The following is a 24,868-nucleotide window of genomic DNA, read 5'->3' as shown; positions in this document are numbered from 1 at the left end:
CTTGCAAAATCGAGGATCACGTCATGAACGAAGCGACATGGGGCAACGACGCGATGACGCCGCAGATCGACTGGCGGATGAGCGCCTCGCTCGAGAACGTCCATCGCGGCGACACCGACCTCGCGGAAGTCACGAGCCTACTTGGTGCCGTCCGCGCCTGGCAGAGCCTCGACCCAGAACATCAGGAAGCGGCGACGCTGACGCCGGAGCACCCGATCCAGATCGAGGGCGTCTCAACCGGCTCCTTCAAGGGCACGGCGATCGGCGTCCTCGTCGAGCAGCTGGAACTAGATGACGCCGGAAGCGCGGCCGCCTGAACGGCAGCTCCCCTTGCGGCCATCAGTACCCTAAGGACGACCGCAGGCAGTCGAGCCTTATCGAACGGCGCGATTGTCAAACCCCTGATACGGACAATTATCACGGGCTTGAAGTCGGGCCCACGATCCAGTGTCGAACGACTGTCCTCTTCCCCTCCCGGCTGGCGCAGGTTTTACTTGCGTATTGGCCGCGCAAACGCATTCCAGGACACGTCGTAACAGGAGTTCACCTTCAGCACGTAACGTCTGCCATGATAGTATTTTCTTGCGCGGCTCGGGACCGCCGCCGGTGCACGTGTCGTCGATGCTCCGTAGCGCGGCCGATCATGCAAACCCCCCGCCGCGGACTGGCAGCATGCGATCCGTCACCCGGACAGACCCGCGAACCGGTAGGAGCGTACGAGGTTCGCTACGCAGCGTGCCGCAATCGTCTTGTCGATGATGCGAGCCTGCCCCCCCCGGTGAACAGGTTTTGACGCTTCCCCCAGACCTTGAGCGCAGTTGCCTGGCTCGCGGCAGGACGACCGTGTCGTAGAGCCGATCTGGGCGACGAAGACTTTCAATCGAAGGTGCGGCTCTTGGGCAAGACCTGACGCCTGTGACCGTCGCCGGGATCGCTGAACCTGCAGGCACGATCAGCGGGCAGGGATGGAGACAGCCTTAGTTCAATGAGAATAGTCCATCGCGGCGAGGTCGCTGAGCAAATCGGGGCCTGTCGGGGTCCACCCCAGCCGCTCGATGGTCCAGGCGTTCGAGGCGGTCATGTCGAGCCCTGCGAAGGGCGCCATCCAACCGAAGTAGCGTTCGACCTCGTCGGAGGCCACCGACCGGACCGGCAGCCCGGTACCCTTGCCTATCGCCTCGGCGATGGCGCATGCGCTGACACCCTCTTCTACTGACGCATGGTACCGTGCGCCTGGTTCGCCGTTCTCCAACGCCAGCGCGTAAAGTCTTGCCACGTCGCTGACGTGGGCCGCGGACCAGCGAGTACTCCCCTCGCCCAGATACGCAACCGCCCCGGCCCGGCGTGCCTCGGCGATCAGCGGCGTGATCAGCCCGGCCTTGGTGACGTCGTGCACCTGCGGCAGCCGTATGGTGCGCACGTCGATCCCCCGCGCAATCAGCGCCGCGCCGGCGAGCTCGGTCGCGATGCGGGGATTGGCGTGGCGCGGGTTGAGGACGTCTTCGGTCGCCGGGCCGCCGCCCAGCGGCGTACCGATGCCGACGCCCGAGGTGATCAGGATGGGTTTCTGCGTCCCCTCCAGCGCCTCGCCCATGGCGGCGATGTTGCGCTCGTCCTTTCTCGTGTTCGCGAAGAAGGTCTCGAAATTGTGGTCGAATGCGCAGTGGATCACCGCGTCGGCCGCCGCCGCGCCGCTGGCGAGGGTCTCGGGCCGCTCAAGATCGCCGCGGTGCACGTCGGCGCCGGCCGCCTCGAGTTCACGGGCGCCAGCGTCAGAGCGCGTGAGACCGAGCACCTGATGGCCTCGATCGAGAAGCTCGGGAATGACTTGTGAGCCGATGAAGCCGGTCGCACCGGTCAGAAACACGCGCATGATAAATCTCCTTGTCGAAGCAGCTTATCGAGATGAGCGTGAACGTGTTAAACTAGTGACGTTATCGTGGTATAACGTGCAACAGGATCTGTCATGGCCAGCGAAGCGCGCAACCAGCTCGGCATCTATCTACGCGATCGCCGCACCCGGCTCGATCCTGCGGCGTTCGGTTTCGGCGGAGGGCGTAGGCGCACCCCGGGACTGCGCCGCGAGGAGGTGGCGAGCCGCTCGAACATCAGTCCGACGTGGTACACGTGGCTGGAACAGGGCCGCGGCGGTGCACCGTCGGCCGACGTGCTTGACCGGATCGCCAAAGGGTTGATGCTGACGGAGCCGGAACGCGAACACATCTATATGCTCGGCCTCGGCCGTCCGCCGGAGGCGCGCTACCAGCCGGTCGATGGGATCAGCCCCCGGCTGCAGCGCGTGCTCGACGCGATGGTGCTCAGCCCGGCGATCATCAAGACGGCAATGTGGGACGTCGTCGGTTGGAACCGGGCGGCGGCGCTGCTGCTGACCGACTATCCCAAGCTACCGCGCGAAGGACGCAACATCCTCCGCCTGATGTTCGGCAGCGACCAGGTCCGCGCCCGGAACGAGGACTGGGACAACATCGCCCGCTTCGTCGTCGGCGCCTTTCGCGCCGACGTGGCACGGGCGGGGGCGAACAACAGCGCGGCGGCCTCTCGGCTGGTCGCAGAACTGTCCCGCGTTAGCGCCGAGTTCGAGGCGCTCTGGCAGGACAACGACGTGGTCGCTCACGGCGAGGGCCTGAAGCGTATTCATCACCCCGACGCGGGGCTGCTCGCGATGGAATTCTCCTCGTTCGCCGTCGAAGGCAGGCCGGAATTGGGAATGATCGTCTACAACCCCGCCTCTCCGACCGATGCAGAGCGGCTGCGTGCCCTGTTGGGCGTTAGCGAGCACTGACCAGGTCGCGACCACTCCCCCGCGCCATCCGCGTTCCAACTCATGCCGATTGTTCAATTTTCGATTTCGGCCGGCGACACCGGTACGGTTCACGGAAGGCTCGCGGGGGAGCACTACGCGAAGCGGTACGCGGTGCCGGGCGCCATGCATTCGGGCTTCGCCCAGTTTGCCGCCTTCGATCAGGACGCAATCCACAACCGGGCAATGCTGGCCACCGCAAGGAAACTTTCGATCCCCGTGCTCGCGATTGGACGGGTCTCGTCGATCCAACAGGCTGTCATTCCTCCACTCAATTTTCTGCTGTTCGGCGATTAAAGACATAGCAGAATCGTCGTTGAAGCGAGTCAGAAGCCTACGCGATGGAAGCCGGTCTGCGTATCGGAACCTGCCTAGGAGGGAGGAGCCCGAGCCGCCCTTAACGGGCGGAGGTCAGAGCCCCGTGAAAACCGGCTGCCTCTTCTCGACGAAGGCCTGCGCTGCTTCGCGATGGTCCGCGGTCTGGCCGCAGTGCACATGGTGTGTGGCTTCGAGGTCCAGGCAGTCCTCCAGGCCTCCGCCCATCGCGCGGTTGAGGTTCTCCTTCATGTACCGGTAGGCGACGCTCGGGCCCGCGGCCAGGCCTTGCGCCAGAGCCTCGGTTCGGGCGGCGAGCTCTTCCGGTGCGCACGACCAGTTGGCCAGTCCAAGTCGGATCGCCTCTGCCGCGTCGACGCGATCCGACAGGAAGTAGAGCTCTCTCGCCTTAGCCGAACCGACCAGCTTGCTGAGGAAGTAGGTGCCGCCGTAGTCGCCCGAAAAGCCCACTTTCGCGAACGCGGTTGTCATGAATGCGCCGTCGGCCATGATGCGCATGTCACAGGCCAGCGCCAGCGAGAGTCCGGCTCCCGCAGCGGGTCCATTGATCGCTGCGATCGTCGGCTTCGGGATCGTGAATAGCTTCCCGGCGGTCCTACGCTGCGCGATGCGCTGGCGGTGGATGGCGCCGTCGATGGTGTTGGAGCCGACGGTGCCGTCACCGGCCTCCGCCATGCCCTTAACGTCGCCGCCGGCGCAGAAGCCCTTCCCGGCACCCGTCAGGACGATGCAACGGACATTGCCGTCGGTCTCCGCCTTCTCCAGCTGATCGGCCAGGGCGATGATCATCGGCGCCGTCATCGCGTTGCGGGCCTCGGGCCGGTTGAGCGTCAGGGTAAGGACGCCGGCGTTCAGCGTCGCCAGTAGCTCGGTGGTGCCGGTGTCGATCACGTCGGTCATGAAGCGCTCCTGTGTTTGTGCGGGTTGGGGCGGGTCAGTGGCGCTGCAGCTCGGCGCGGCCGACGACCATGTGATGGACTTCGTCAGGTCCATCGGCGAACCGGAGGTGGCGCACGTCGGTGTAGAGGTCGGCAAGTGGCGTCCACTTCGACATGCCGGTGGCGCCGTGGATCTGAATCGCCTGGTCGATAATCAGGCAGGCTCGCTCGGGGACCATAGCCTTGACCATGCTGACCCAGACACGGGCTTCGCGGTTGCCAAGCACGTCCATCGCCTTGGCGGCCTTGAGCACCATCAGGCGCATGGCCTCGATCTCGATCCGGGCCCGCGACACCTGCTCGAGATTCTTGCCGAGCATGATCAGCTCGCGTCCGAAAGCCTGGCGCGACTTCCCACGCTTCACCATCAGATCAAGTGCGACTTCGGCCTTGCCGATCGTCCGCATGCAATGGTGAATCCGGCCGGGTCCGAGCCGCAACTGCGATATCTCGAACCCCCGGCCCTCGCCGAGGAGGATGTTGTCGCGCGGGACCCGGACGTTGTCATAGCGGATGTGCATGTGCCCGAACGGCGCATGGTCCTCGCCGAAGATGTGCATCGGACCGAGGATGGTCACGCCCGGGGCGTTCCTCGGCACCAGGATCTGGGATTGCTGCTGGTGGGGCGGTGCGTCGGGACTGGTCTTGACCATGGTGATCAGCAGTTTGCATCGCGGGTCTCCGGCGCCCGAGATGTAGAATTTCTCCCCGTTGATCACCCATTCGTCACCGTCGAGGACCGCCGTCGTGCTGATATTCTTTGCATCCGACGACGCTACGTTCGGTTCGGTCATCGCGTAGGCCGACCGGATCTTGCCCTGGAGCAGGGGCTCCAGCCAGTCGTGCTTCTGAGCCGACGTACCGACGCGCTCGAGCACCTCCATGTTGCCCGTGTCCGGAGCGGAGCAATTGAGCGTCTCGGAGGCCAGCGGCGACTTGCCGAGCTCGGCAGCGATGTAGGCGTAGTCAAGGTTGCTGAGTCCTTGGCCGGTCTCGGCATTGGGCAGGAAGAAGTTCCAGAGGCCGGCGGCGCGCGCCTTGTCCTTGGCCGCCTCCATCAGGTCGAGCTGGCCGGGCGCGAAGCTCCAGTGGTCCGTCCGGGCTTCGCCCAACCGGACGAACTCCGCGGTCATGGGATCTACGTTCTCCACGATGTGCCGCTTGACGGCCTCGAACAACGGCCGGGCACCGTCGGACATGCGCAGGTCGTTCATCGCCGCCTCCTGGTCGATGCTGATCATGGCGCGCCTTCTCGTGATGGGGGTTGATTGGTCGATGGCCGCGCCGTCGCGGCAGACAGCTTGTCACGCAGTTCGCGGCGCAGGAATTTGCCGCTCGCGTTCCGCGGCAGCGGGGAGCTCAGAATCCAGATGTGCCGAGGCACCTTGAACGCGGCGATCAGGGCCGCGGTGTGCTCACGAAGCTCGACCTCCGTCATCGAAGCATCGCGCCCGAGCACGACAGCCGCCCCAACCTCCTCGCCGAGGCGCTCGTCCGGCACGCCGAAGACGCAGGCCTCGGCGATGTGCGGGTGCCGATACAGGGCCGCCTCGACCTCCGCGCAGTAGACGTTCTCGCCGCCGCGCAGCACCATGTCCTTCTTGCGATCCACGATGAATAGGTAGCCGGCATCGTCGATGCGCCCAATGTCGCCGGTACGCAGCCAGCCGTCCACAATGCTCTTGTCCGTGGCTTCCGGACGGTTCCAGTAGCCCTTGATGACGCCGGCACCCTTCACGCAGAGTTCGCCGATGGAGCCCTGGGGCAGTGCCGTCCCCGCGTCGTCGATGACCTTGACTTCGAACGTCGGCAGTGGCCTCCCGCAACTCGTCGGACGGCGTGCGAAGGCCGGACCGGAGATCGCGCTGACGATGCCGCAGGTTTCGGTCATGCCGAAGCCGGTGCTCGGCTGCATGCCGGTGGGACGTTCCGAGACGCGCGAGACCAGGTCCGGGGATACCGCCGCACCACCGCCGTTCAACGTCGACAGGGTCGACAGGTCCCGGGTGAGCGCGTCGGGGTGCGTAAGCAGTTCCCGCAGCATCGTCGGCACCCCGGACATGACGGTAACATGCTCGGCCTCGATCAGACGCAGGGCTTCGGCGGCATCCCATTTGTACATGAGGATCAAGGCACCGCCGACGGCGGTCACGGGGTGCGCGAGGCTGTTGTTGGCTGTCACGTGGAAGAGCGGCGTGGTCACCAAGGCGACGGGCACGGTCGGTTCGGCAGGTATCCGTCCCGCCTCCCGTGCCGCAGAAATCCGCGCCAAGTCGGTCGCGAAGCCGATACTCACGAGCGTGTTGACGCAGCCGCGGTGGGTGAGTTGCGCCCCCTTGGGGGTGCCTGTCGTGCCGGATGTGTAGAATATGCACGCGTCGTCGTCGGGTAGGCATAGGTGCGCCAGTGTCGCCGTGTTTGCCGTGGCGACTTCCGACCAGGCGACTGAACCCGGCGGGACATCTGTTCGCACGACCACGATCCTCGCGCTCGGTGACCTTGCCGCCCAGGCGGTCAGGCGCTCGCGCCGCTCTCCATCGCAGAACACCACCTTCGGCGCCGCGTCATCGAGGGCAAAGGCGAGCTCTTCCGCCACCCACCAGGCGTTCATGCCGACCGCGACCGCCCCGACGGAGAGGGCCGCCCAGTAGGCCAGCATCCACTCGGGATAGTTGCGCATCGCGATGGCGACACGGTCGCCGGGTGCAACTCCGACGCTCCGAAGCCAGTGGGCCACCGACGCGACGGCGACATGGGCCTGGCGGTAGCTGATGCGCTCGCCGTCGAAGACGAGATAGTCGCGGTCGCCGAACGCTGCGCTCGCGGTCCAGACCTCGGTCATCGTGCTCGGTGCTCTGGCGTAGGTCCGGACGCTCAGGCCATCCAACTGGACGGTCGTTACTTCGTAGTCCGCTCCCGTTGCAGTGAGTTCGGCCCAGGTCGCGTCGATCACCGCATCGGTTGCGCTCGTGCTCATCGGGTCCAGGGGCCGCTTGCCGACGACGAGTAGCCGATCGAACGGTACGCGGCATCGATCAGGCTCTGGCCTCGGTCGTTGAGGCCGACGCCGCTGCCGTGCTGGTTCATGACGTAGCCGAACGACATCCCGGCCTCCGGATCGGCGAAACCGATACTGCCGCCGAGACCCGGCGTGCCGAACGCGTGCTCGCCGAGGATGACGTGCTCGCCCTGGCCAAGACGGCGGTCACCCCAGCATTTGGAGAAGCCGAGCGTGAAAGTGGTCGGCACGCGCAGTACGGTGTCGATATCCGATGCGGCCCTGATCTTGCTCATGAGTGGGACGGCGTCCGCCGCGACGAGCCGGATGCCGTCCATCGAGCCGTCCGCCGAGAGCGGCGCGTAGAGCCGCGCCAACCCGCGCGCAGTGGCGATGCCGCCGGCCGCCGGTATCTCGGCTGCGTGCCGTTCGCGCGAATTGACCATCGCGGCCGCGCCGTCACCGCCAGTGTTGGTGATCAGCTTCCACCCGAACCACTCGGGCTCGGCCATCAGCTTGCTGAAGATCGGCGAAGTGGGATTGGTTTCAGCGAGATAGGTGGTGGCGACGTTGATCTCCTCGGCCTCGGGCAGGCCGATCCACACCTCGGCACCGAGCGGGCCGGCGACCTCGTCGGCCAAGAAGCTGCCGATCGTCCGCCCAGCGATACGTCGGAAGATCTCGCCCTCGAGGAATCCGAGCGACATGGCGTGGTAGCCATGCGTCGTGCCCGGCTCCCACTGCGGCGCCTGTTCGGCCAGGCGGCCTGTGACGAGTTCCCAATCGAGCATCGCCCGTTCAGGCAGCGGCTCATGCCAGACGGGTAGCCCCGCCTGATGGCTCATCACCATTGCCACGGTCACGCCCGCCTTGCCGTTGGCGGCAAACTCCGGCCAGTAGCTCGCGACTGGCGCGTCGAAATCCAGTTCCCCGCGGTCGGCGAGCATATGCAGGCAGGTCGCCGCCATGCCCTTGGTCGCCGAGAATACGACGACGCTGGTCTGCTTCTGCCACGGGCGGCCACTGTCCCGGTCCGCCGTCCCTGCCCACAGGTCGACCACCGGCTCGCCGCGGAGTGAGATCGCGACGGCCGCACCCACCTCGCCGCGTGTCTCGAAGTTGCGCTCGAACTCCTCCCGGACTGCGGCGAAACGTCTGTCGCATACGCCGTGCACGGTCACCGTTGTGCTGGTCATCGGACCTCCCTAGAACGACACCGAGGCGCCGACGCCGAAGCTCCTCGGCGGCGCGTAGCTCACCGCACGTGCCGCCCCGATCAGGCCGGAGAAGATGTTGACGCCCGTCTGGACGTCCTTGTCGGTGATATTGTTAATGTAACCGAAGACCTTCCAGCGATCGCCGTTCGGTCCGACCGAGGCACTGGCATTGAACACGCCGACCGGTTTCTGCGAGATCAGCCTGGTGTTGAATTCGTTGAAGTAGATGCGGCTGTGGTAGGAGTATTCGCCGCCTAGCCGCAGCGTGTACCCGGAAACCGGCTCGAACTTGTAATCCGCACCGAGGTTGAGGCTCAGTTTCGCGTCATAGGGAAGCTGGTTGCCGGCAAGGTTCTGCAAAGGCCCGGAGACTGGGCCAGGGATCGTCGGGCTGTTCGAGAACCGGCGCAGTTTGGGGTCGAGATAGCCGATGTTGGCGCGCAACTGCAGGCCGTCGAGCGGAGTGGCGACGATCTCTGCCTCTGCCCCGTTGACCTCGGCCTTCGGCGCGTTGACCAGCGCCACCACCGTGCCGATCAGCTGGGACAGCTGCAGGTCCTTGTAGATGCTGTGGAAGACCGCGACGTTGACCTGAAGCTGGCGGTTGAAGAAGCTGGTCTTCGCACCGAGCTCGGCGCTTTGCACCTGCTCCGTGCGGACCGGCGTCGTCTGAAGCGCGGCGAGGTTGATCGCGCCGTCCTTGTAGGCCGTCGCGTAGTTTCCGTAGACGAGGATGTCGCGTGACAGCTGTCCCTCAACGCCCACTTTGAACGGCACGAACGAGTTCCGCACGCGGTTAGGTGCATTGACGACGTTTACCCCGAACAGTGGCAGGATGACGGATTCGAGCGCATCCTTGCTGGTGTGGCTGTATCGGACCTGACCCTGCAGCGCCCAGATGTCAGTCAGCTTGAGCCGCAAGTCGGCGTAGAAGGCGTAGGACTCGGTGTCGATGCTACCGCCCGCCAAGGTCGCGAACGACACCGGAATGAATGACGGCGCACCCGGCGCGACATAAGAGAGAGGGAAGCTGAAACGGATGTCGTTCAGCGAGTTGACCTTGTAGCGAAGGTAGGTGCCACCGACGAGCCAGCGCAGCTTCGCGTCGCTCGGTCCGGCAAGGTGGACGTCGCCGTAGTAGTCATTGCTCTCGTTGTCGCGGCCGTAGCGGCAATCATCGACGGAAGTGCCGTCGCAGTCGTTCAGGAAGGCCTGACGGGAGTGGCGATAGTTGCCGAGCACTGACAAGGTTACGTCCCCGATCGGCTGCTCGTAGTCGGCGTTGACGGTGTAGGTCCTGACCCGGTTGTAGCCGACGTTGGCGAAGACCTTCCGGACATCATCGCTTGGCACGGCCCCGAACAGCAGTTCGGCAGGGTACTGGACGCCCGGGGTTGGCTTAACCGAAAGCGCCGATCCCGCATCGTTCTCGTGGTAGTAGGTGCCGATGACGCGGAAGGTGCCGTCGGACGGCAGGTGCGTAAGGGTCTGGACCCGGACCGCCTGCGAATCGAGGTCGTCCAGGTGGTTGGGCGCGCCGGGTTGTCCGCCGATCAGGTTGTCGGTGTACCCCTTGAGGTGCTTGACCTGATAGGAGACGCGGAATTCAGTGTTTGCGATACCGAGTGGTGCCGACACGAAGCCCTCGGACTCGCGGCGACCGTAGTCACCGATCGTGGCGGAAACGTTGGCAGCGAACGTGCTGGTTGGCCTGGCCGAGATGATCTGTATCGCACCGCCGGTCGCGTTGCGGCCATACAGCGCGCCCTGGGGACCGCGGAGTACCTCGATCCGTTGCACGTCGAAGAAGTTCGAGTTCGTCGTCGACTGGTCGGATACGTACGCGCCGTCCTGGTAGAGCGCGACGCCCGGGTCGCCGCCGACCGTCAGGAACTGGTTTCCGATACCCCGGACGTAGAGCTGGGTGGTGTTGTTGGTCGTCGACAGGTTGACGTTCGGGACCGAGGTGCGGAGGTCTTCGAGCCGGGTTTGGCCCTTGGCGAACTGCGACTCGCCTGAGAGCACCGACACCGCTTGCGGTGTGCGCTGCAAGCTGGTCTCGCGGCGTGTCGCCGTGACCACGATGTCTTGGATGCCGTCGGCCTGCGTCGGCGCTTGGTCCTGTGGGTTGACCGCAGCCGGTCCGGGAGCGGTTTGGGATTCGGGCGCTGGCGCGGTCGGACTGGACGCCGAGAGCGAGACCGGATCCGGGCGCGCTGACTCCTGGGCGGCCCCTTGCGTCGCGCCGCCTTGGGCAACCGCCGGCACAAAGGCGAATAAACTGAAAATGACGGCGGTGCTCGAGACGCCCGTCTTCAACAAGCCAGTCATGACCATCTCCCCAGCCGCGGTTGTTTTTTCCCGGATGGGGCAACCGTCGTCTTGTCCTGATGAAGCCGTGCCTTGCGAACGGACTGAACCGCTGCCGGTACGTTGACTTACAAACAGGTGACATGATGTCACCCATTCGAAAGACCCTGTCAAGGGCGGCTTACGTGATGAATACGAGCCGAGGTTTCGTGCGGACGGTTTCAGGCGACTGTCAGGACGATCTTGCCGACGTGCGATCCGCGTTCCAGGTGGGCGTGAGCTGTAGCCGCATCGAGCAGCGAGAACGTCGCATCAATCATGGGCTTGAACCGGCCCTGTGATATCCACGGCCAGACCGTCGCCTCGACGGCCGCAGCGAGACGCGCCTTCTCCTCACTGGGCCGAGCGCGCAGCGTCGACCCGGTTAGCGTGGCTTGCTTCTGCATCAAGGCCATGATGGGCACGACGATGTCGTTGCCGCCCAGCGTCGCGATGAAGACGATGCGGCCACGGTGGTTGAGCGCTAAAAGGTTGCGGGCAAAGTACTCGCCGCCAACCATGTCGAGCACCACGTCCGCACCGCCGGCGGCAATGGTCGAGGCGGCAAAATCCTCGCTGCTTGCCTCGATGACGATATCCGCACCCAGCGTCCTCGCGATTGCAGCCTTACCGACACCGCGGGCCGTAGCGATAACCCGCGCCCCCGCCGCCTTCGCCATCTGTATTGCGGTCACGCCGATCCCCGACGTCGCACCGTGCAGCAGCAACGTCTCGCCACTTCGCAGACTCCCGCTTTCGAAGACGTTCGCGAAAACCGTGAAGACGGTCTCGGGAAGGCTCGCTGCTTCGATCAGGCTGAGGTTGGCAGGCACGGGGAGCGCATGGCGGGCGTCGCAGGCCGCATACTCGGCGTACCCCCCGCCACCGAGCAGCGCGCAGACACGGTCGCCGACATTCCAGCGACCCGCTGCCACCACGACCTCGCCTGCGACCTCCAATCCGAGCGTCGCCGGCGCACCCGGCGGCGGCGGATAGTACCCCATCCGCTGAAACAGATCGGGACGATTGATACCCGCCGCCGCGACCTTGATCAGGATCTCTCCTTCGCCCAGATGCGGTACGGGAATCCGCACCGGCCTCAACGCTGAAGCCGCACCGGTGCCACCTTCGACGTCGATCGCGGTCATGTCTCTTGGGATCGTCACTCGGGCATCCTTGTCGCTGGCGCGCCGGTCGTGGCTGGAGCGATGATCACGACGGCCTTGCCGATGGCCTGTCGGTTGGCGAGCCAGGCGATCGCTTCGCCGCCCTGGTTCAGTGGCCAGGTTCGACCGACCTTCGGACTGATGACACCGTCCCGCCACCAGTGCATCAGTTGCTCGACATGCGCCCGGTTGGCGCCCGGGTAACGCGCCGCGAACGCGCCCCAGAAGACCCCGCGCACGTCGCAACTCTTCAGCAGGGTCAGATTGAGCGGCAGGCGCGGTATTCCCGCCGGAAAGCCGACGACTAGATAACGGCCGCCCCAGCCCATCGAGCGGAAGGCGGGTTCGCAATACTCTCCGCCGACGGGATCGTAGACGACGTCGTAGCCGTTACCGCCGCCGGCGTCCTTGAACTGGCCGCCAAGAATCTTGCTGCCATCCTTGTCAAAGGGGCCGCGGGCGTAGATCACCGTGCGATCGGCACCGGCAGCGGTCGCGGCGGTCGCTTTGTCGGCCTCGGAGACGGCGGCCACCACGGTTGCACCCAGCGCCTTGCCGATCTCGATCGCGGCGAGACCCACGCCGCCCGCCGCGCCGAGCACCAGCAGGGTCTCTCCCGATTTCAGCTGACCGCGGTCGACGAGTGCGTGGATCGCCGTCGCGTACGTCAACAGCAATCCCGCCGCCTGCGTAGCATTAAGTTCGGCCGGCAGCGCGAAGGCCGCATCGGCGGCGATGACAATGTATTCGGCAAGGCCGCCGATGCCGGGCACCGCGACCAGCTGGTCTCCGACCGCCCAGCCCGCCACACCGTCGCCGACCCGCTCGACGATTCCGGCGATCTCGCCTCCCGGTATGAACGGCCGGGGCGGCCGGGACTGATATCTGTCCTCGATGATGAGCACGTCCGGATAGTTGATGCCGCAGGCGAGCGTTCGGACGAGCAGCTGCGCGGGCCCCGGGTCCGGCACCGGCATATCGACCAGCTCCAACGATTCCGGTCCGCCAGCGCGGATCGAGGCCAAGGCTTTCATCCGATCCCGCCGTGCTTTTCGTAGACTACCGTCGTGAGCGACTCGGCGACACGCCAGAGCCGGTCCGCGACGACGGGATCGTTGGACTCCTCACTGCTCCGCGCCAGACGCGGCTGTCCCTTCAGCTCACCGAAGCCGTCGGGGCCGTAGTACCCGCCCGGCAGGACATCGGGCGAAGTGGCCGCGTGGAGCGTGATAAGAGCCCCGGCCGCAGAAGACTGGCCGATGTAGGGCGACACGAAGTCGACGAGTCCGTTCAGCCGATGTCCGGGCATTCCAGGCCGGCTCTTGGTCAGCTCGGTCATCGCCAGCCCCGGATGGGCAGCGACCGACGTGAGCTGCCAACCGTTCGCGTCGGACCGACGCTGCAGTTCGCGTGCGAAGATCAGGTCGGCGAGCTTGGACAGGCCGTACGCCTTGACGGGCGAGTAGCGTCGCTCGCTCATCAGATCGTCGAAGTCGACCTTGACCCCCTTGTGCGCGAGGCTCGAGATGGACACCACCCGAGCACCGTCGGCCTTCCGAAGCAGTGGCAGCAGCCGGCCCGTCAGCGCGAAATGACCGAGGAAGTTGGTCCCGAACTGCACTTCGAAGCCGTCGCGTGTCATCGAGCGCTTCGGTGGCGCCGCGAGACCGGCGTTATTGACCAGGATATCCACCGGCTGGCCGGCTTCGACCATCCGGCGGCCGAACGCCTCGATAGACGACAGATCGGCGAGATCCAGCAATTCGAAATGTGCCCGTTTGCCGAGCTTGGGCAGCACGGCCCGCCCTTTGATCGGATCCCGCGCGGCGACGACTACCGTCGCACCCTTGCTTGCAAGTCCGAGCGCTGTATCCAAGCCGAGGCCGCCGCTGGCACCGGTCACGACGGCGAGGCACCCCGACAGGGACGGCGCGTCCTTCAAGGTCCATGTCATGGTTTGAGATTTCCTTCGTAAGGCTCGGCGTCGGTCAGATGCGCGGACCAGCGGAGAAACTGTCCTCTGTCCTCAGACATGCCTGCCGGCCATGTCGCCCGGAGGCTAAAGGTCATCGGCTGCCGCCGATCATCAGGCCGCCATCGACGATGATCGTCTGTCCGGTCATGTAGGCGCTGGCGGGCGCGGCTAGGAAGGCGGCCGCGCCCGCGATCTCGCATGGCTCGCCGATGCGGCCCAGCGGAGCGGCGCGCGAAATCCTGGCCTCCGCCTGCGGATTCTCCCAGACCGCCTTGGCGAAGTCGGTGCGGATGACACCAGGTGCGATGCAGTTGACCCGGATGTTGAGGTGGCCGAGTTCGACCGCGAGATTGCGGACGAGCTGAAGGTCCGCAGCCTTCGAGATGTTGTAGGCACCGATGGTGTCGGACCCGACCAGAGCGCCGATCGAGGAGACGACGATGATGGATCCGTCGCGCCGACGGCCCATGCCCGGCGCGGCCATCTGGATCAGCCAGTTGTTCGCGAACACGTTGTTGGTCATAATCTTCAGGAACTGCTCGTCACTGATCCCTGACATCGGACCGAAGTACGGGTTGGACGCCGCGTTGCAGACCAGCACGTCGAGCCGACCGAACGTGGCCTCAGTCTCGTCGACCAGCCGTTGCAGCGCCTCCTTGTCCGAGATCGAGGCCGCCACCGCGATGGCGCTGCCCTCTCCGCGAAGGTTGTTGATCGAAGCGGCGACCGTATCGCACGCATCCTGCTTCCGGCTGGAGATCACGACCTTGGCCCCCAAGGCCGCAAGTTCCGTCGCGATCGCCTTGCCGATCCCGCGTGAGGAGCCGGTTATGACGGCAACCTTGCCGGTCAGGTCGAACTGGGACATGCGTCGCTTCCTCTCATCGCGGGGCACCGGCACGGCGGGCGAAATCCCAGCCCGCCGCGGCGAGCATCGGTAGTTGGGCAACCAGCAGTGCCGCATCCGGGTTCGAGGCGTTGCCGTCGCGCATACGCTTCTTGATGCCCTGGACTATGCCGACCGCGCGGAACAGGCTGAACGCGAAGTACCAGTCTAGGGAAGGAGGTTCGTTCCGGCCGCTCGCCGTGCAGTAGCGCTCAATCGCGTCTGAGAGCGTCGGAATGCCAAGCTCGACGAGGTCCAGGGTGCCGAGCGTGGCCTTCCCGGGTGCATGGGGCAGGACCCAGTTCAACAGGAGATAGGCGAGATCTGACAGCGGGTCGCCCAGCGTTGCCAGCTCCCAGTCGAGGATGGCACGGATCCGAGGTCGGTCGGGCGCGCAGATCAGATTATCGAGCCGGTAGTCGCCGTGGATGATCGTTGTCCGGGTCTGCTCCGGGACCGTCTGTGGCAGCCACTCGATCAGCCGTTCCATGTTGCCGAGGTCGTCGGTCTGAGAGGCACGGTACTGTTTCGACCAGCGACTTATCTGACGTCCGAAGTTGTTGCCGGGGGGAGCGAAGTCGGCGAGGCCGACCGCTCCGGGATCGACCGAATGCAGAGCGGCCAGCGCGTCGATCATCGAAGCGTAGAGTTCGCGACGATCTTGCTGGTCCATGCCGGGTAGGGCCCCGTCCCATAGGGTCCGGCCTTCGACCAGCTCCATCACGTAGAACGCCGCTCCGATGACGGTGGAGTCTTCGCACAGGGCATAGGGCCGAGGGACGGGTACGTCGGTAGGGTAGAGTGCCTCGAGGAGCCGGTACTCCCGCTCGACCGCATGGGCGGACGGCAGGAGGTCGCCGAAAGGCTTGCGCCGCAAGACGAACGACCGTCCGCCGCACTCAAGCCGGTAGGTCGGATTGGACTGCCCACCCGGAAACTTGGTCGCGGTCGCGGGCGACGTGAAGCCAGGGATGTTGGTCGCGAGCCAGCTGTCCAGCGATGGAATGAGGAGTACCTCCGTCACGGAAGCGAAAGGCCCGATGCGCCGGATGGCAGGCACGACGCGCGCGTGCATATCCTCTTCATCCTTGCACGCTCCCTTTGTTCCCGTCCGGATCCAAGCGCTAGTGCTTACGAATTTGTGCGCCTATGTCGCTTGTTCGTAATGCTCCCGTCAAGCCTGCGGCTGGTAAAGGTCGTCCAGCCGAGGCAAGCAGGACGGATGAACGCACCACTCCGTAGACTCTCGGCAGGAGGCCGCATCGTCGAGGTCCTCGACGTCGCGGCTCGCGTCCTCAATTCCAGAGGGGTATCGGACGAGTGGTTTTCCGACATCGCGTCGGAGCTGAGGATCTCGCGACCGGCTCTCTACTCCCATTTCCGTGATCGGGACGATCTTCTATTCGCCTGCTACAGCCATGCGATCGAGACGCTGGAGGTGGCCTTTGCCGAACTGCAGGTGGCCGTGAACGACGAAGGTGCGGCCTTGGAGGCCTTCCTGGACGTCGTCATGGGCGATGGGTTCCCCGAGCTGGCGGTCGTGGCGGAGATCGACGTGCTGCCCGAGCCGCGCCAAGGGATGATACGCGGTCGCTGGATTGCGCTGGTCGCGAAGGTCGCCGATCTGGTCAGGGCCGGCACGCTGCACGGGCACCTGAAGCCGGTCGACCCGATGGTTGTGGCCAACTCTGTCCTCGGATTGGCGACTTGGGCTCCTCTCCAACGTCGGCTGCTTCCCGGCCGTCCGGTCGACGCGGTCCGGTCCGGCGCCAAGGACTTTTTCCTGCGGGGACTGGCGCGCGAACGTTCGGCCGGCACGCATCGTGGCCACGTGCAGCTCCCGGGTCAGCCCGCGACGCTCGATCTGTTCGACCGCGGCTCGGTGGCGAAGGCAAAGCGGGAGCAACTGCTCGGTGCTGCATCGAGGCTGTTCAACCGCCGTGGCATAGGTGCGACCAGGGTCGAGGAGATTGCGGACGCGCTGGGCATCAGCAAGCGCGCCATCTTCCGTTCGTTCGGCTCGAAGGACGAACTGGTCGCCGCCTGCTTCGAGCGGGCGAGCGAGATTTACCAAGAGGTGGCGCGCAGCGCAGCCGCCTTGCCCGGCAAGCGCATCGACGGTCTGCACGTCGGCGTGCGGGGCGCCGTGCTCGCGATGGGCGATCCGATCCGGCCGAGCCTGACGTCCCACGTCGGTCTCGGTCGGTTGACGCCGGGAGATCAAGCCGCGATGCGTGCCCGCTTCGCGGGCCTGGAGCTCGCGTATCGCAAGATGATTCAAGAGGGCATAGACGACGGAAGCGTTCGTCGTGTGAACGTCGACAACGTCGTCGCGGCTCTGGCGGGCAACTTGAATTGGGTCGCGAGCGCGGATTTGACCGGCTTCTCACTGCCGCTGGAAACGATCGCGGTCCAGCTGGCCGACATTGCCACGACGGGGATTCTCGTCTGAACCATGCCGCAGATCACGCGGCGAATGCCTCGGGAACGACCAGATCCTCGGCGTGCATAGGCACCTGCCGGTCTACGACGAGTTCCGCGAAGTTTTATCGGTTAATACTGAAGTTCGCGAATTCGGTAACCCGGATCCACAGCTTCCGCCCCGCATATCCGTTGGAGATATCCGCACGGTTCGTAATCAGCTGGCACGCGGTTCACCGGCAAAGACCGATTGTTGGGCAGTGGCCACACTAGCGTCTGATGCAGCAGGCAACGTCGTCAATTCGCGCGTTAAGATCGCTATGCGCCGCATCGTCCAGCTCGTAGTCCTGTTGCCAGTCCTTTTGGCGGCAATGCCCTCGCGTGTGCCGTTGCCGGGGCTGTGGGAGCATACTGTCGTCTATGTTGTCGATGAGGTGAACGGCTCCTCGCTTCTCGCTGACCAGGCGCAGAGCATGCTGCCATCCCCGCCGCCCTATCGGGTGTGCCACTCGGCTTCGGATCTGGCCGATCCGCGGAGCTTCCTGCTCGCCAGCAAGGCCGTCCAATGCCGTTTTTCCCGCTATGCGATGGCAAACGGGAAAATCACGGCAGCAGGCGAGTGCAAGGATAGCCGCTACCCTGCCCTCCGCGTGGACGGCTCCGGTACTTATGGCGGCAACGGCTATGACTTCAGCTTCTCGGGCGAGGCGCAGTCCGGTGAGGTTACGGTCGAGTTCCGTGGTCGCGACAGCGGCCGCCGCATTGGTTCCTGTCCCGCCGGTGGCGCGGAACGCTGAGCATTTGGAGGTCTGCGTCATCGTCGGGCGCCGGCCCCGCGGTCGCCGACCGGCAGCTTCGCGGCGGCGAGGATCCACATCGGAAACCGACCGTTCCTTCACCGAGATCCACGATCGCTTTCGAGCGATGTGCCCAGTTGCTGAATGGCTTGGACTGTTAGGTAAAGGAAGGGCCGCTCGGAGCCCAGAATGCCGTTACCGGCCATGCCTGACCTTGCCGTCCCTCATGGTCTTGTTGAATCTTCAAGGCTGCTCGTCGCACCGCTGGACGTGCGGAACGAAGCGCAGTGTGCGGAGGCCGTTGCCACAGCGACCGCTCGCATCGGTCACGTCGATGCGCTCCTCTCTAACGCAGGTATGGACAGTATGGTGCGTTCGAAGCAATCTCGCCTCAGCAGATCCAGGATCAGTTCGCCGTCAACGTGTTCGGGGCGATGCATGTGCTGCGTGCCGTACTCCCGGGCTTTCGAGCACGCGGGCACGGCCTCGTGCTCGTGACCAGTTCCGCCGGAGCTAGGGTCGGCCTCCCGACATCGGAAATCTACATCTCGAGCAAGTTCGCGCTCGAAGGCTTCTTCGAATCCATCTGGTCTGAGCTTCGCGCTGTCGGCGTCGGGGTGAAGTTGATTGAGCCGGGCGGCGTCGATACCGACTTTCACGAGATCGCGGACCGCCGGACAGCCGCAGGTGGAGGCATTGAAATCTATGAGGACATGTATCGCAAGATCGTCACGGTCCGAGATCTGATCATCGACTCAGGCGAGCTGGCGAGCCCCAAGGCCGTCGCGGATGCGATCTTCATCGCGGCGACCGACAATACCGGCCGGCTTCGCTACGTAGTCGGTGAGGATGAAGCCGCCCTGGTGTCCGCTGTCTATGGTAAATCGGAGGCTGAAGTGCTCGGGATGATCGCGAACCAATATGGCCTTCCTGAAATTGCACCCGGTGCTTAGCGGGCCTAGGTAGTCTGCAGTCAGACAACATGAACCAGCGTCCGCTTCCGGAAAGCGGCTAGGGACTGCTGAAAGTACGGGATTGGGGCGCTGCCGCCTGCCCGCTTTCCGGGGCCAGCGGCCCAAACTCTGACGTTCGAAGGCGCTTCGTAGCTTCCGTGAAACGGACGCTCATTCGTCCAGCCTTAGGCTGGTCTTAGTGAAATTTATGAGGCCCTGGATGCCAGCCTTTGGGCTCATGCGGCTACACAACTGACAGGATGTCGCACCCATATTCCGACATCTGGGGCGGTACACCGGCTGTCCACCTTCAGAGATTCGCTCAGCGTTGCGGCTATGGAATTAGCAAGATCGCAACATCGGCTTCGTCCCTTCACCGGTTTCCATCATCGGCAACGTGCGGCTGTCCGGAAAACCGGTGCGTGCTCGCGCGCTGCTTGAGTGATGAGGGAAAGGACGAAGCATGTACTGGCAGCCCTATGAGCAGGCGCGCGACACCGACCCGACGTTTGCGCTGATCGGCGAAGACCGCCTGGACGCCGCCGCGATCACCAAGCTGGAACTGACGCGCGCCAAGGGAGCGCTCGCGTTCCTCAAGGCGAAGATCGGTAATGACGGCATGCGAGTGCTGCTGGCCGACGAGATGCGTCAATCGGCCGATCGCACCACGGCCTGGGTCAACGCCTCGCATGGCGAATGGCGCAGCGGCGCCCTCGAATTAGTCGTGCCTGGACCACCGGCGGCGGCGTTCCACGGGTTCTTCATGCATCTGATGCGGGACAATAAGCAGCTTGAGCTGCGCGCCGCCCACCCCGATCATTTCATGAACATGCCGCTTGGACCGCGCGCCGAGGTCATTGAGAATGTCGGCGAGGACGACATCCCATGGTTCATCGGTCTCGAGTTCACGCAGGACGCTGCACGCTTCCCGACCACCTGGAATGACAGCTACCCCGAACGCCTCGGGGCGATCATCCGGAACCTCGACGACGTGATCATCGGCTCGGCCATGCACGAGATGAAGGACGCGGCCGACGGCACGCACATCCGGCTGACGATCACGTTGCCGAAGGCTGCGCCCGAGCAGCTGGTGCGTGGCCACCTCGAGCACTTCGCCGTCGAGTTCGGCAACTGGACGAGGCTTGCACGCGCTGCGGGCGTCTGACCGGGCGGACGACCGAGGGAATCAGGATCCGTCGGTTGCCCGCCGTCCTCTGGAGTCTTACGTTGGCGGTGTTGCGCTGGCGCAAAGGCTCCGATGGCGGACACACGACCCATGGTCGCGGTGAGATCGAGCGAACCGGTTTTGCAGGTCGCCGGTGATGCGCTGTCAATCACCCGCTACCGCGCAGCCACGGAAGCGGAGGTCGAGGTTCCCAACGCGCTGGTTGTCATCCTCTGCCTGACCTCGGTGCCGACCATCGAGCGGAGGAGCGGCGGTCGCAGCGAGGTCAGGCAGTCTCGGATGGGAATGGTGACCGTGCCAGACCCCAGCTGCTCGTCAACCTACACGATCCGAGGTGGCGGGAACGCACTGTTCGTGGCGTTCCCCGACGTGGCCGGGGGTGCCGCCGTCCGTCCGCGATTCATGGCTTCCGAGCCACTTCTAGCTTCGCTTGCGACACGCGCTATGGCGCTCGCGCATCTCGGCGAGACCGGGCAGCTGGCCATGGACCAGCTGCGTCTCGCCTTCGACGCCGCTCTGTTCGACCCGATCGTTGCCGGCCCAACACGGGGCGGCCTGTCGCGCACGCAACTACGGCGGGCGGCAGAGATGATCGAGGCGGCAGTCGAGGGATCCTCGGCAAGATCCCCGAGCCTCGCCGATCTGGCCGCTGCCGCTGAGGTCAGTCTCTACCACTTCGCACGCGAATACCGCCGCTCGACGGGGGAGACGCCCTATGCCTACAGCCTGCGCCGGCGTCTCGACCGTGCCCGCCTCAGGCTGATGGAGACGGACGAGGCAGTCAGCGCGATTGGATACCGCTGCGGGTTCGCGACACCCGCCCATTTCGTCCAGCTCTTCCGAGCGATGAACGGCGTTCCGCCTGGCCGGTTTCGCGAATTAGTCAGAGGCTAGAGGTTCACTGCTCGCCTACGCAGATGCCGGGTATACGGATGCGGCGAAACAGGTGCGGGTGCGCGACCGCACTGTCAGGATAGCCACCGCGCAGAGGCCCGAACTCCGGCTGATCGTTAGTCGCGGCGAACGTCGAAGTGTTCTCGAATACCGCATAGTTGAACCACATCCGGCTGTCGCCGATGCCCCGGTGCAGCTGTGCCGAGATGTAGCCCGGCTGCTTCTTGAAAAACTCGGCGTCCTGCTGCCAAGCCTGCCGGAACGCTGCTTCATCCTTCAGGTCCACCCTGAACACGTTCAACAAGACGGTCGTGAGCCCCGTGCGGTCAGCATACTGACTCCGAAGCGGGCAGCTCGGATCGAGTTCTTCGTGTTGCATCATGACACTGCTCCTGGCCGGGATCGGCGTGCGGAGAACGGCACGTGCGATTAAATCGATATCGCGATCTTGCGCTTGTCGCGATCGGCCGCGGGACGCCCCTACTTCCGGCCTGCGGTCCTTCCCTTGCCGTCGATCAACACAGGCTGCTGCCATCGGCTCGGTGCCTTGTCTGTTCGGTGGATGCAGCCCACCCAGCAACAAGACCGGTGACCGAGGCTGCAATCGTGCGGCACGCAGCAGCGAAGATGATGACACGTGACGCGCGAGTGCTATCTGGAGACGATGACTGCCGACCTCACCATCCTATATGAGCACCCAGCGTGGTTCGCGCCGCTGTTCGCCGCACTCGACCGGCGCGGGGTGCGGTACGACGCGCAACACCTGTCCGACCATCGCTTCGACCCGGGCAATCCGGTGCCGCCCGCCCCCGTCGTGCTCAGCCGCGTCGCCATGTCGAGCTTCCTGCGAGAAGGCGAGCACGGCATCTTCTATGCCGAGGCGCTGTTCGCGCACTGGGCGGCACGCGGCGCGCGGGTGATCAACGGAGCCGAGGTCATCGCCGTCGACCGATCGAAAGCGCGGCAGTTGTCGCTGATCGCTGGGCTCGGGCTCGGCATCCCGCGGACGCGGGTGGTCCACCGGGCGGCCGACTTGGCCGCGGCGGCCGCGGAGATCGGCTTTCCGCTCGTGGTCAAGGCGAACATCGGCGGGTCGGGCGCGGGCATCGTTCGCTTCGCCAGCGCCGAGGAACTTGCGGCATCGGTCGCATCGGGGACGGCGCCTGAAAGTGTCGACCGCGTGCTGCTGGTCCAGGAATATGTCCCCGCCCGCGCCGGCATCGTCTCGCGGATCGAGACGCTGGGCGGGAAATTCCTTTACGCGATCGACATCGACAGCCCGGCCGATGCCTTCGACCTTTGCCCCGCCGACGCGTGCGAGATCGGGCGCGGGCCGGGTGCCATTACGATCACCCGCGCCGATCCTGCCCCGGGGCTGATCGGTGCCGCTGAGCAGATCGCGCGCGCCGCAGGGCTCGACCTCGGCGGCATCGAGGTGATGATCGACGACCGCGACGGCATCGCGAAGTTCTACGACATCAATGCGCTGTCGAACTTCGTCGCGCGGCCCCTCGACGTGCTCGGCTGGGACCCGCACGAGCAATTGGTCGACTATCTCGAAACCGCCATCGCCGCGAGCAGGAGCTAACATGCGCTATGGTTTCTGGGCCCCCGTCTTCGGCGGCTGGCTGCGCAACGTTGCCGACGAGCAAATGGTGGCGACTTGGGAATACACCCGCGACCTGTGCGTCCGCGCCGAGCAAATTGGCTATGACCTGACGCTCGTCGCCGAGCTCAACCTCAACGACATCAAGGGCATCGACGCCCCCGCGCTTGACGCTTGGTCGACCGCCGCCGCGCTTGCCGCCGTGACGCAGCGGCTCGAGCTGATGGTCGCGGTAAGGCCGAACTTCCACCAGCCGGCGCTGTTCGCCAAGCAGGCGGCCAACATCCAAAACATCAGCGGCGGCCGGTTGAGCCTCAACGTCGTCTCGTCGTGGTGGGCCGAGGAAGCGCGCCAGTACGGGCTGCAGTTCGACGCGCACGACGACCGCTATGCGCGAACGTCGGAATGGCTGCGCGTCGTCAACGGCCTGTGGCGCGAACCGCGCTTCAGCTTCGAGGGGCAGCTTTACCGCACCGAAAGCGCGATCCTGTCGCCGAAGCCGGTGACTACGCCGATCCTGTATGCCGGCGGCGAGTCCGAGAGCGCCAAGGCGCTGATCGCGGCGCAGTGCGACGCTTATGTCATGCACGGCGACGAGCCGGCGGTCATCGCCGCCAAGATCGCTGACATGCGCGCGCGGCGCGACCGGCTCGGGCTCAAGCCGATGATCTACGGCATGGCAGCGTACGCAGTCGTCCGCGATAGCGCGCGCGAGGCCGAGTACGAGGTCACGCGGATTACCGACATGGGCGACACCCCGCCGCCGGGGTTCGACAACTTCGACCAGTGGCTGTCAGGCACCCAACTCGAACGCGAACTCAAGATTCGCGAGTATTCGGTCAGCAACCGCGGCCTCCGCCCCGGCCTCGTCGGCACACCCGAGCATGTCGCCGCGCGCATCGACGAGTTCGAGGCCGCCGGGCTCGACCTCCTCCTCCTCCAGATGAGCCCGCAGTTGGAGGAGATGGAGCGCTTCTCCGCCCAGGTGATCCCAGCGAATCTGCGCCACGCCGCGTGAACCGCACCATTGCGACGCTTATCGGGCTGATAATCGGGATCGCTGCGGGGGCGCTGACGGTCGCCCGCGGCTGGCCCGCGACCGATGCACTGGCGGCGGCAAATCTCGTCGGGACGCTGTGGCTCGACGCCTTGCGAATGACGGTCCTGCCCTTGGTAGTGACGCTGACCGCGACGGGCACCGCACGCGCGATCGCGGCGGCAAGCGGGGGCGTGGTCATCCGCCGCGCTGCGCTGCTCGGGTTGGTGCTGCTGATCGTCTCCGCTGTGGTCGCGGTCGTCCTCGGGCCGGTGCTACTGTCTGCATGGTCGCCCGATGTGGCGTCGCTCGCGGCGCTGCGCGGGGCGGGCACGCAGATTCCGGGACACATTCCCGGGTCGAGCGATGCACTCCTCGGTCTGATCGCTCCCAATCTGGCCGCCGCCGCCGCCGAAGGCGCGATCCCACCGCTGGCGATCTTCGCCCTGCTGTTCGGCGTCGCTGCCGCGCACCTGCCCGTCGAGCACACGCGGACCGTCCTCGACGCGCTCGCCCAGACCGCTGAAGTCGTACTGGTGATCGTCGGCTGGGTCCTCACACTCGCGCCGGTTGGGGTCGCCGCGCTCGGCTTCACGCTCGGTGCGAGGCTCGGGATCGGGGCCGGGTCGGCTCTGGCGAGTTATGTTGGAACGCAGCTCGCGGTCACCGGCGTCCTTGGCTTCGCGATGTACGCGCTCGCGGCGTTCGGCGGGCGGGTGCCTCTCGGGACGTTCGCCCGCGCGGCGCTCGAGCCGCAGGCAGTCGCGGGGAGTACGCAATCGTCGCTCGCCGCGCTCCCGGCGATGCTCGCTGCGGTCGGACGGCTGACCGGCGGCGGCAAAGAGGCGAGTGCGCCCGCTGCCGTGCTGCCGCTCGCCGTCGCGCTATTCCGGTTAGCCGCACCGGCCTCGATCGTGATCGTCACCCTCGCGACGGCGCATCTTTATGGCACCCCCCTCGCCCCGGCGACGCTGGCGACCGTGGCCGGTCTGGCGATCCTCGGCACGCTGATCATCGCCGGGCTGCCGAACCAGACGACCTTCTTCGCCGCTTACGCGCCGCCGCTGCTCGCCGCGCATATGCCCGTCGACCTGCTGCCGCTGTTCCTCGCGGTCGATGTGATCTGCGACATTGGCTACACCGTCACGAATGTCACCGCCGACCTCGCGGTCGCGGCCGCCGCCTCACCATCGCGAGCGCGGTGAACTTGTCTCCAACCCGTGCCTCAGGGGCGGTATCGGACGGCACAGCACCGACACAGACTGAAATGAACACGCGGAAGACCCGTA

The 24,868-nt window shown here is 65.5% G+C and carries 23 protein-coding genes and 1 pseudogene; 12 read left to right on the top strand and 12 right to left on the bottom strand.

Annotated elements, in window-relative coordinates; genetic code table 11:
- The first annotated feature begins 23 nt into the window (after window positions 1-23).
- Complete coding sequence (locus tag KX816_04875) at window positions 24-317, top strand: hypothetical protein (GenBank protein QXQ07362.1); 294 nt, start codon at window positions 24-26, stop codon at window positions 315-317.
- 665 nt (window positions 318-982) lie between these two features.
- Here the strand turns inward: KX816_04875 and KX816_04870 are convergent.
- A complete protein-coding gene (locus KX816_04870; GenBank protein ID QXQ07361.1) occupies window positions 983-1,873 on the bottom strand; it encodes an SDR family oxidoreductase in 891 nt (296 codons plus the stop codon).
- Between the two features lie 93 nt (window positions 1,874-1,966).
- Here KX816_04870 and KX816_04865 point away from each other — a divergent pair, with 93 nt between their 5' ends.
- Entirely contained in the window at window positions 1,967-2,803 is an 837-nt protein-coding gene (locus KX816_04865; GenBank protein QXQ07360.1) for a helix-turn-helix transcriptional regulator, read from the top strand.
- A 73-nt stretch (window positions 2,804-2,876) separates the two neighbouring features.
- Window positions 2,877-3,055: pseudogene (locus tag KX816_04860) on the top strand (alpha/beta hydrolase).
- 177 nt (window positions 3,056-3,232) lie between these two features.
- On the opposite strand, the gene KX816_04855 reads toward KX816_04860, so the two are convergent.
- The 10 genes from KX816_04855 to KX816_04810 all read right to left on the bottom strand — a co-directional run bounded on the left by KX816_04855 (window position 3,233) and on the right by KX816_04810 (window position 15,761).
- Entirely contained in the window at window positions 3,233-4,057 is an 825-nt protein-coding gene (locus KX816_04855; protein QXQ07359.1) for an enoyl-CoA hydratase, read from the bottom strand.
- 34 nt (window positions 4,058-4,091) lie between these two features.
- Window positions 4,092-5,336, bottom strand: a complete 1,245-nt coding sequence (locus tag KX816_04850; GenBank protein ID QXQ07358.1) for an acyl-CoA dehydrogenase family protein — start codon at window positions 5,334-5,336, stop codon at window positions 4,092-4,094.
- The gene (locus tag KX816_04845; protein QXQ07357.1) at window positions 5,333-7,072 is read right to left on the bottom strand and encodes an acyl--CoA ligase; all 1,740 of its coding nucleotides are present in this window, start codon (window positions 7,070-7,072) and stop codon (window positions 5,333-5,335) included. The genes KX816_04850 and KX816_04845 overlap by 4 nt, the downstream gene beginning before the upstream one ends.
- Complete coding sequence (locus KX816_04840) at window positions 7,069-8,289, bottom strand: beta-lactamase family protein (protein QXQ07356.1); 1,221 nt, start codon at window positions 8,287-8,289, stop codon at window positions 7,069-7,071. The genes KX816_04845 and KX816_04840 overlap by 4 nt, the downstream gene beginning before the upstream one ends.
- Before the next feature lie 9 nt (window positions 8,290-8,298).
- Window positions 8,299-10,794, bottom strand: coding sequence for a TonB-dependent receptor (locus KX816_04835; GenBank protein QXQ07355.1), 2,496 nt, complete (start codon window positions 10,792-10,794; stop codon window positions 8,299-8,301).
- A gap of 47 nt (window positions 10,795-10,841) precedes the next feature.
- A complete protein-coding gene (locus KX816_04830) occupies window positions 10,842-11,807 on the bottom strand; it encodes an NAD(P)H-quinone oxidoreductase (protein ID QXQ08410.1) in 966 nt (321 codons plus the stop codon).
- Between the two features lie 14 nt (window positions 11,808-11,821).
- Window positions 11,822-12,859 carry an NADPH:quinone oxidoreductase family protein gene (locus KX816_04825; protein ID QXQ07354.1) on the bottom strand — a complete coding sequence of 346 codons (1,038 nt, stop codon included), beginning with the start codon at window positions 12,857-12,859 and terminating at the stop codon, window positions 11,822-11,824.
- Window positions 12,856-13,779: an SDR family oxidoreductase gene (locus KX816_04820; GenBank protein ID QXQ07353.1), complete on the bottom strand. Its 924-nt coding sequence runs from the start codon at window positions 13,777-13,779 to the stop codon at window positions 12,856-12,858. Before KX816_04820 ends, KX816_04825 begins: the two co-directional genes overlap by 4 nt.
- A 112-nt stretch (window positions 13,780-13,891) precedes the next feature.
- Window positions 13,892-14,668 (bottom strand): SDR family oxidoreductase, encoded by a 777-nt coding sequence (locus KX816_04815; GenBank protein ID QXQ07352.1) that lies wholly within the window; start codon window positions 14,666-14,668, stop codon window positions 13,892-13,894.
- A gap of 13 nt (window positions 14,669-14,681) precedes the next feature.
- Window positions 14,682-15,761 (bottom strand): phosphotransferase family protein, encoded by a 1,080-nt coding sequence (locus KX816_04810; GenBank protein ID QXQ07351.1) that lies wholly within the window; start codon window positions 15,759-15,761, stop codon window positions 14,682-14,684.
- A gap of 147 nt (window positions 15,762-15,908) precedes the next feature.
- On the opposite strand from KX816_04810, the gene KX816_04805 reads away from it, so the two are divergent.
- From KX816_04805 to KX816_04780, 6 genes are all read left to right on the top strand, one after another.
- Entirely contained in the window at window positions 15,909-17,138 is a 1,230-nt protein-coding gene (locus KX816_04805) for a TetR/AcrR family transcriptional regulator (GenBank protein ID QXQ07350.1), read from the top strand.
- 52 nt (window positions 17,139-17,190) lie between these two features.
- The gene (locus KX816_04800) at window positions 17,191-17,904 is read left to right on the top strand and encodes a DUF3617 domain-containing protein (protein ID QXQ07349.1); all 714 of its coding nucleotides are present in this window, start codon (window positions 17,191-17,193) and stop codon (window positions 17,902-17,904) included.
- Window positions 17,905-18,108: 204 nt separating this feature from the next.
- Complete coding sequence (locus KX816_04795) at window positions 18,109-18,402, top strand: SDR family NAD(P)-dependent oxidoreductase (GenBank protein QXQ07348.1); 294 nt, start codon at window positions 18,109-18,111, stop codon at window positions 18,400-18,402.
- Window positions 18,288-18,857 (top strand): SDR family NAD(P)-dependent oxidoreductase, encoded by a 570-nt coding sequence (locus tag KX816_04790; GenBank protein ID QXQ08409.1) that lies wholly within the window; start codon window positions 18,288-18,290, stop codon window positions 18,855-18,857. The genes KX816_04795 and KX816_04790 overlap by 115 nt, the downstream gene beginning before the upstream one ends.
- Before the next feature lie 463 nt (window positions 18,858-19,320).
- Window positions 19,321-20,022, top strand: a complete 702-nt coding sequence (locus tag KX816_04785) for a hypothetical protein (GenBank protein QXQ07347.1) — start codon at window positions 19,321-19,323, stop codon at window positions 20,020-20,022.
- 111 nt (window positions 20,023-20,133) lie between these two features.
- Window positions 20,134-20,937: an AraC family transcriptional regulator gene (locus KX816_04780; GenBank protein QXQ07346.1), complete on the top strand. Its 804-nt coding sequence runs from the start codon at window positions 20,134-20,136 to the stop codon at window positions 20,935-20,937.
- A gap of 4 nt (window positions 20,938-20,941) precedes the next feature.
- Here the strand turns inward: KX816_04780 and KX816_04775 are convergent, their stop codons facing one another.
- Entirely contained in the window at window positions 20,942-21,319 is a 378-nt protein-coding gene (locus KX816_04775) for an antibiotic biosynthesis monooxygenase (protein QXQ07345.1), read from the bottom strand.
- A 282-nt stretch (window positions 21,320-21,601) separates the two neighbouring features.
- On the opposite strand from KX816_04775, the gene KX816_04770 reads away from it, so the two are divergent.
- From KX816_04770 to KX816_04760, 3 genes are read left to right on the top strand one after another with little or no spacing between them, the layout of a single operon-like run.
- Window positions 21,602-22,525, top strand: coding sequence for an alpha-L-glutamate ligase (locus KX816_04770; protein QXQ07344.1), 924 nt, complete (start codon window positions 21,602-21,604; stop codon window positions 22,523-22,525).
- Window position 22,526: 1 nt separating this feature from the next.
- Window positions 22,527-23,561, top strand: a complete 1,035-nt coding sequence (locus tag KX816_04765; GenBank protein ID QXQ07343.1) for an LLM class flavin-dependent oxidoreductase — start codon at window positions 22,527-22,529, stop codon at window positions 23,559-23,561.
- Entirely contained in the window at window positions 23,558-24,784 is a 1,227-nt protein-coding gene (locus tag KX816_04760; protein ID QXQ07342.1) for a dicarboxylate/amino acid:cation symporter, read from the top strand. The genes KX816_04765 and KX816_04760 overlap by 4 nt, the downstream gene beginning before the upstream one ends.
- The last annotated feature ends 84 nt before the right edge of the window (window positions 24,785-24,868 follow it).

It is taken from the genome of Sphingosinicellaceae bacterium (assembly GCA_019285715.1).
GTDB lineage: Bacteria > Pseudomonadota > Alphaproteobacteria > Sphingomonadales > Sphingomonadaceae > Glacieibacterium.
Note: the sequence above shows the minus strand (reverse complement) of the source record. Positions and strands in the feature narration are given on the sequence as shown.

Excerpts from the sequence above, each read along its gene's own strand:
- KX816_04875 (QXQ07362.1), top strand. The coding sequence starts at position 24 with ATGAACGAAGCGACATGGGGCAACGACGCGATGACGCCGCAGATCGAC.
- KX816_04870 (QXQ07361.1), bottom strand. The coding sequence starts at position 1,873 with ATGCGCGTGTTTCTGACCGGTGCGACCGGCTTCATCGGCTCACAAGTC.
- KX816_04865 (QXQ07360.1), top strand. The coding sequence starts at position 1,967 with ATGGCCAGCGAAGCGCGCAACCAGCTCGGCATCTATCTACGCGATCGC.
- KX816_04855 (QXQ07359.1), bottom strand. The coding sequence starts at position 4,057 with ATGACCGACGTGATCGACACCGGCACCACCGAGCTACTGGCGACGCTG.
- KX816_04850 (QXQ07358.1), bottom strand. The coding sequence starts at position 5,336 with ATGATCAGCATCGACCAGGAGGCGGCGATGAACGACCTGCGCATGTCC.
- KX816_04845 (QXQ07357.1), bottom strand. The coding sequence starts at position 7,072 with ATGAGCACGAGCGCAACCGATGCGGTGATCGACGCGACCTGGGCCGAA.
- KX816_04840 (QXQ07356.1), bottom strand. The coding sequence starts at position 8,289 with ATGACCAGCACAACGGTGACCGTGCACGGCGTATGCGACAGACGTTTC.
- KX816_04830 (QXQ08410.1), bottom strand. The coding sequence starts at position 11,807 with ATGACCGCGATCGACGTCGAAGGTGGCACCGGTGCGGCTTCAGCGTTG.
- KX816_04825 (QXQ07354.1), bottom strand. The coding sequence starts at position 12,859 with ATGAAAGCCTTGGCCTCGATCCGCGCTGGCGGACCGGAATCGTTGGAG.
- KX816_04820 (QXQ07353.1), bottom strand. The coding sequence starts at position 13,779 with ATGACATGGACCTTGAAGGACGCGCCGTCCCTGTCGGGGTGCCTCGCC.
- KX816_04815 (QXQ07352.1), bottom strand. The coding sequence starts at position 14,668 with ATGTCCCAGTTCGACCTGACCGGCAAGGTTGCCGTCATAACCGGCTCC.
- KX816_04810 (QXQ07351.1), bottom strand. The coding sequence starts at position 15,761 with ATGCACGCGCGCGTCGTGCCTGCCATCCGGCGCATCGGGCCTTTCGCT.
- KX816_04805 (QXQ07350.1), top strand. The coding sequence starts at position 15,909 with ATGAACGCACCACTCCGTAGACTCTCGGCAGGAGGCCGCATCGTCGAG.
- KX816_04795 (QXQ07348.1), top strand. The coding sequence starts at position 18,109 with ATGCCTGACCTTGCCGTCCCTCATGGTCTTGTTGAATCTTCAAGGCTG.
- KX816_04785 (QXQ07347.1), top strand. The coding sequence starts at position 19,321 with ATGTACTGGCAGCCCTATGAGCAGGCGCGCGACACCGACCCGACGTTT.
- KX816_04780 (QXQ07346.1), top strand. The coding sequence starts at position 20,134 with ATGGTCGCGGTGAGATCGAGCGAACCGGTTTTGCAGGTCGCCGGTGAT.
- KX816_04775 (QXQ07345.1), bottom strand. The coding sequence starts at position 21,319 with ATGATGCAACACGAAGAACTCGATCCGAGCTGCCCGCTTCGGAGTCAG.
- KX816_04770 (QXQ07344.1), top strand. The coding sequence starts at position 21,602 with ATGACTGCCGACCTCACCATCCTATATGAGCACCCAGCGTGGTTCGCG.
- KX816_04765 (QXQ07343.1), top strand. The coding sequence starts at position 22,527 with ATGCGCTATGGTTTCTGGGCCCCCGTCTTCGGCGGCTGGCTGCGCAAC.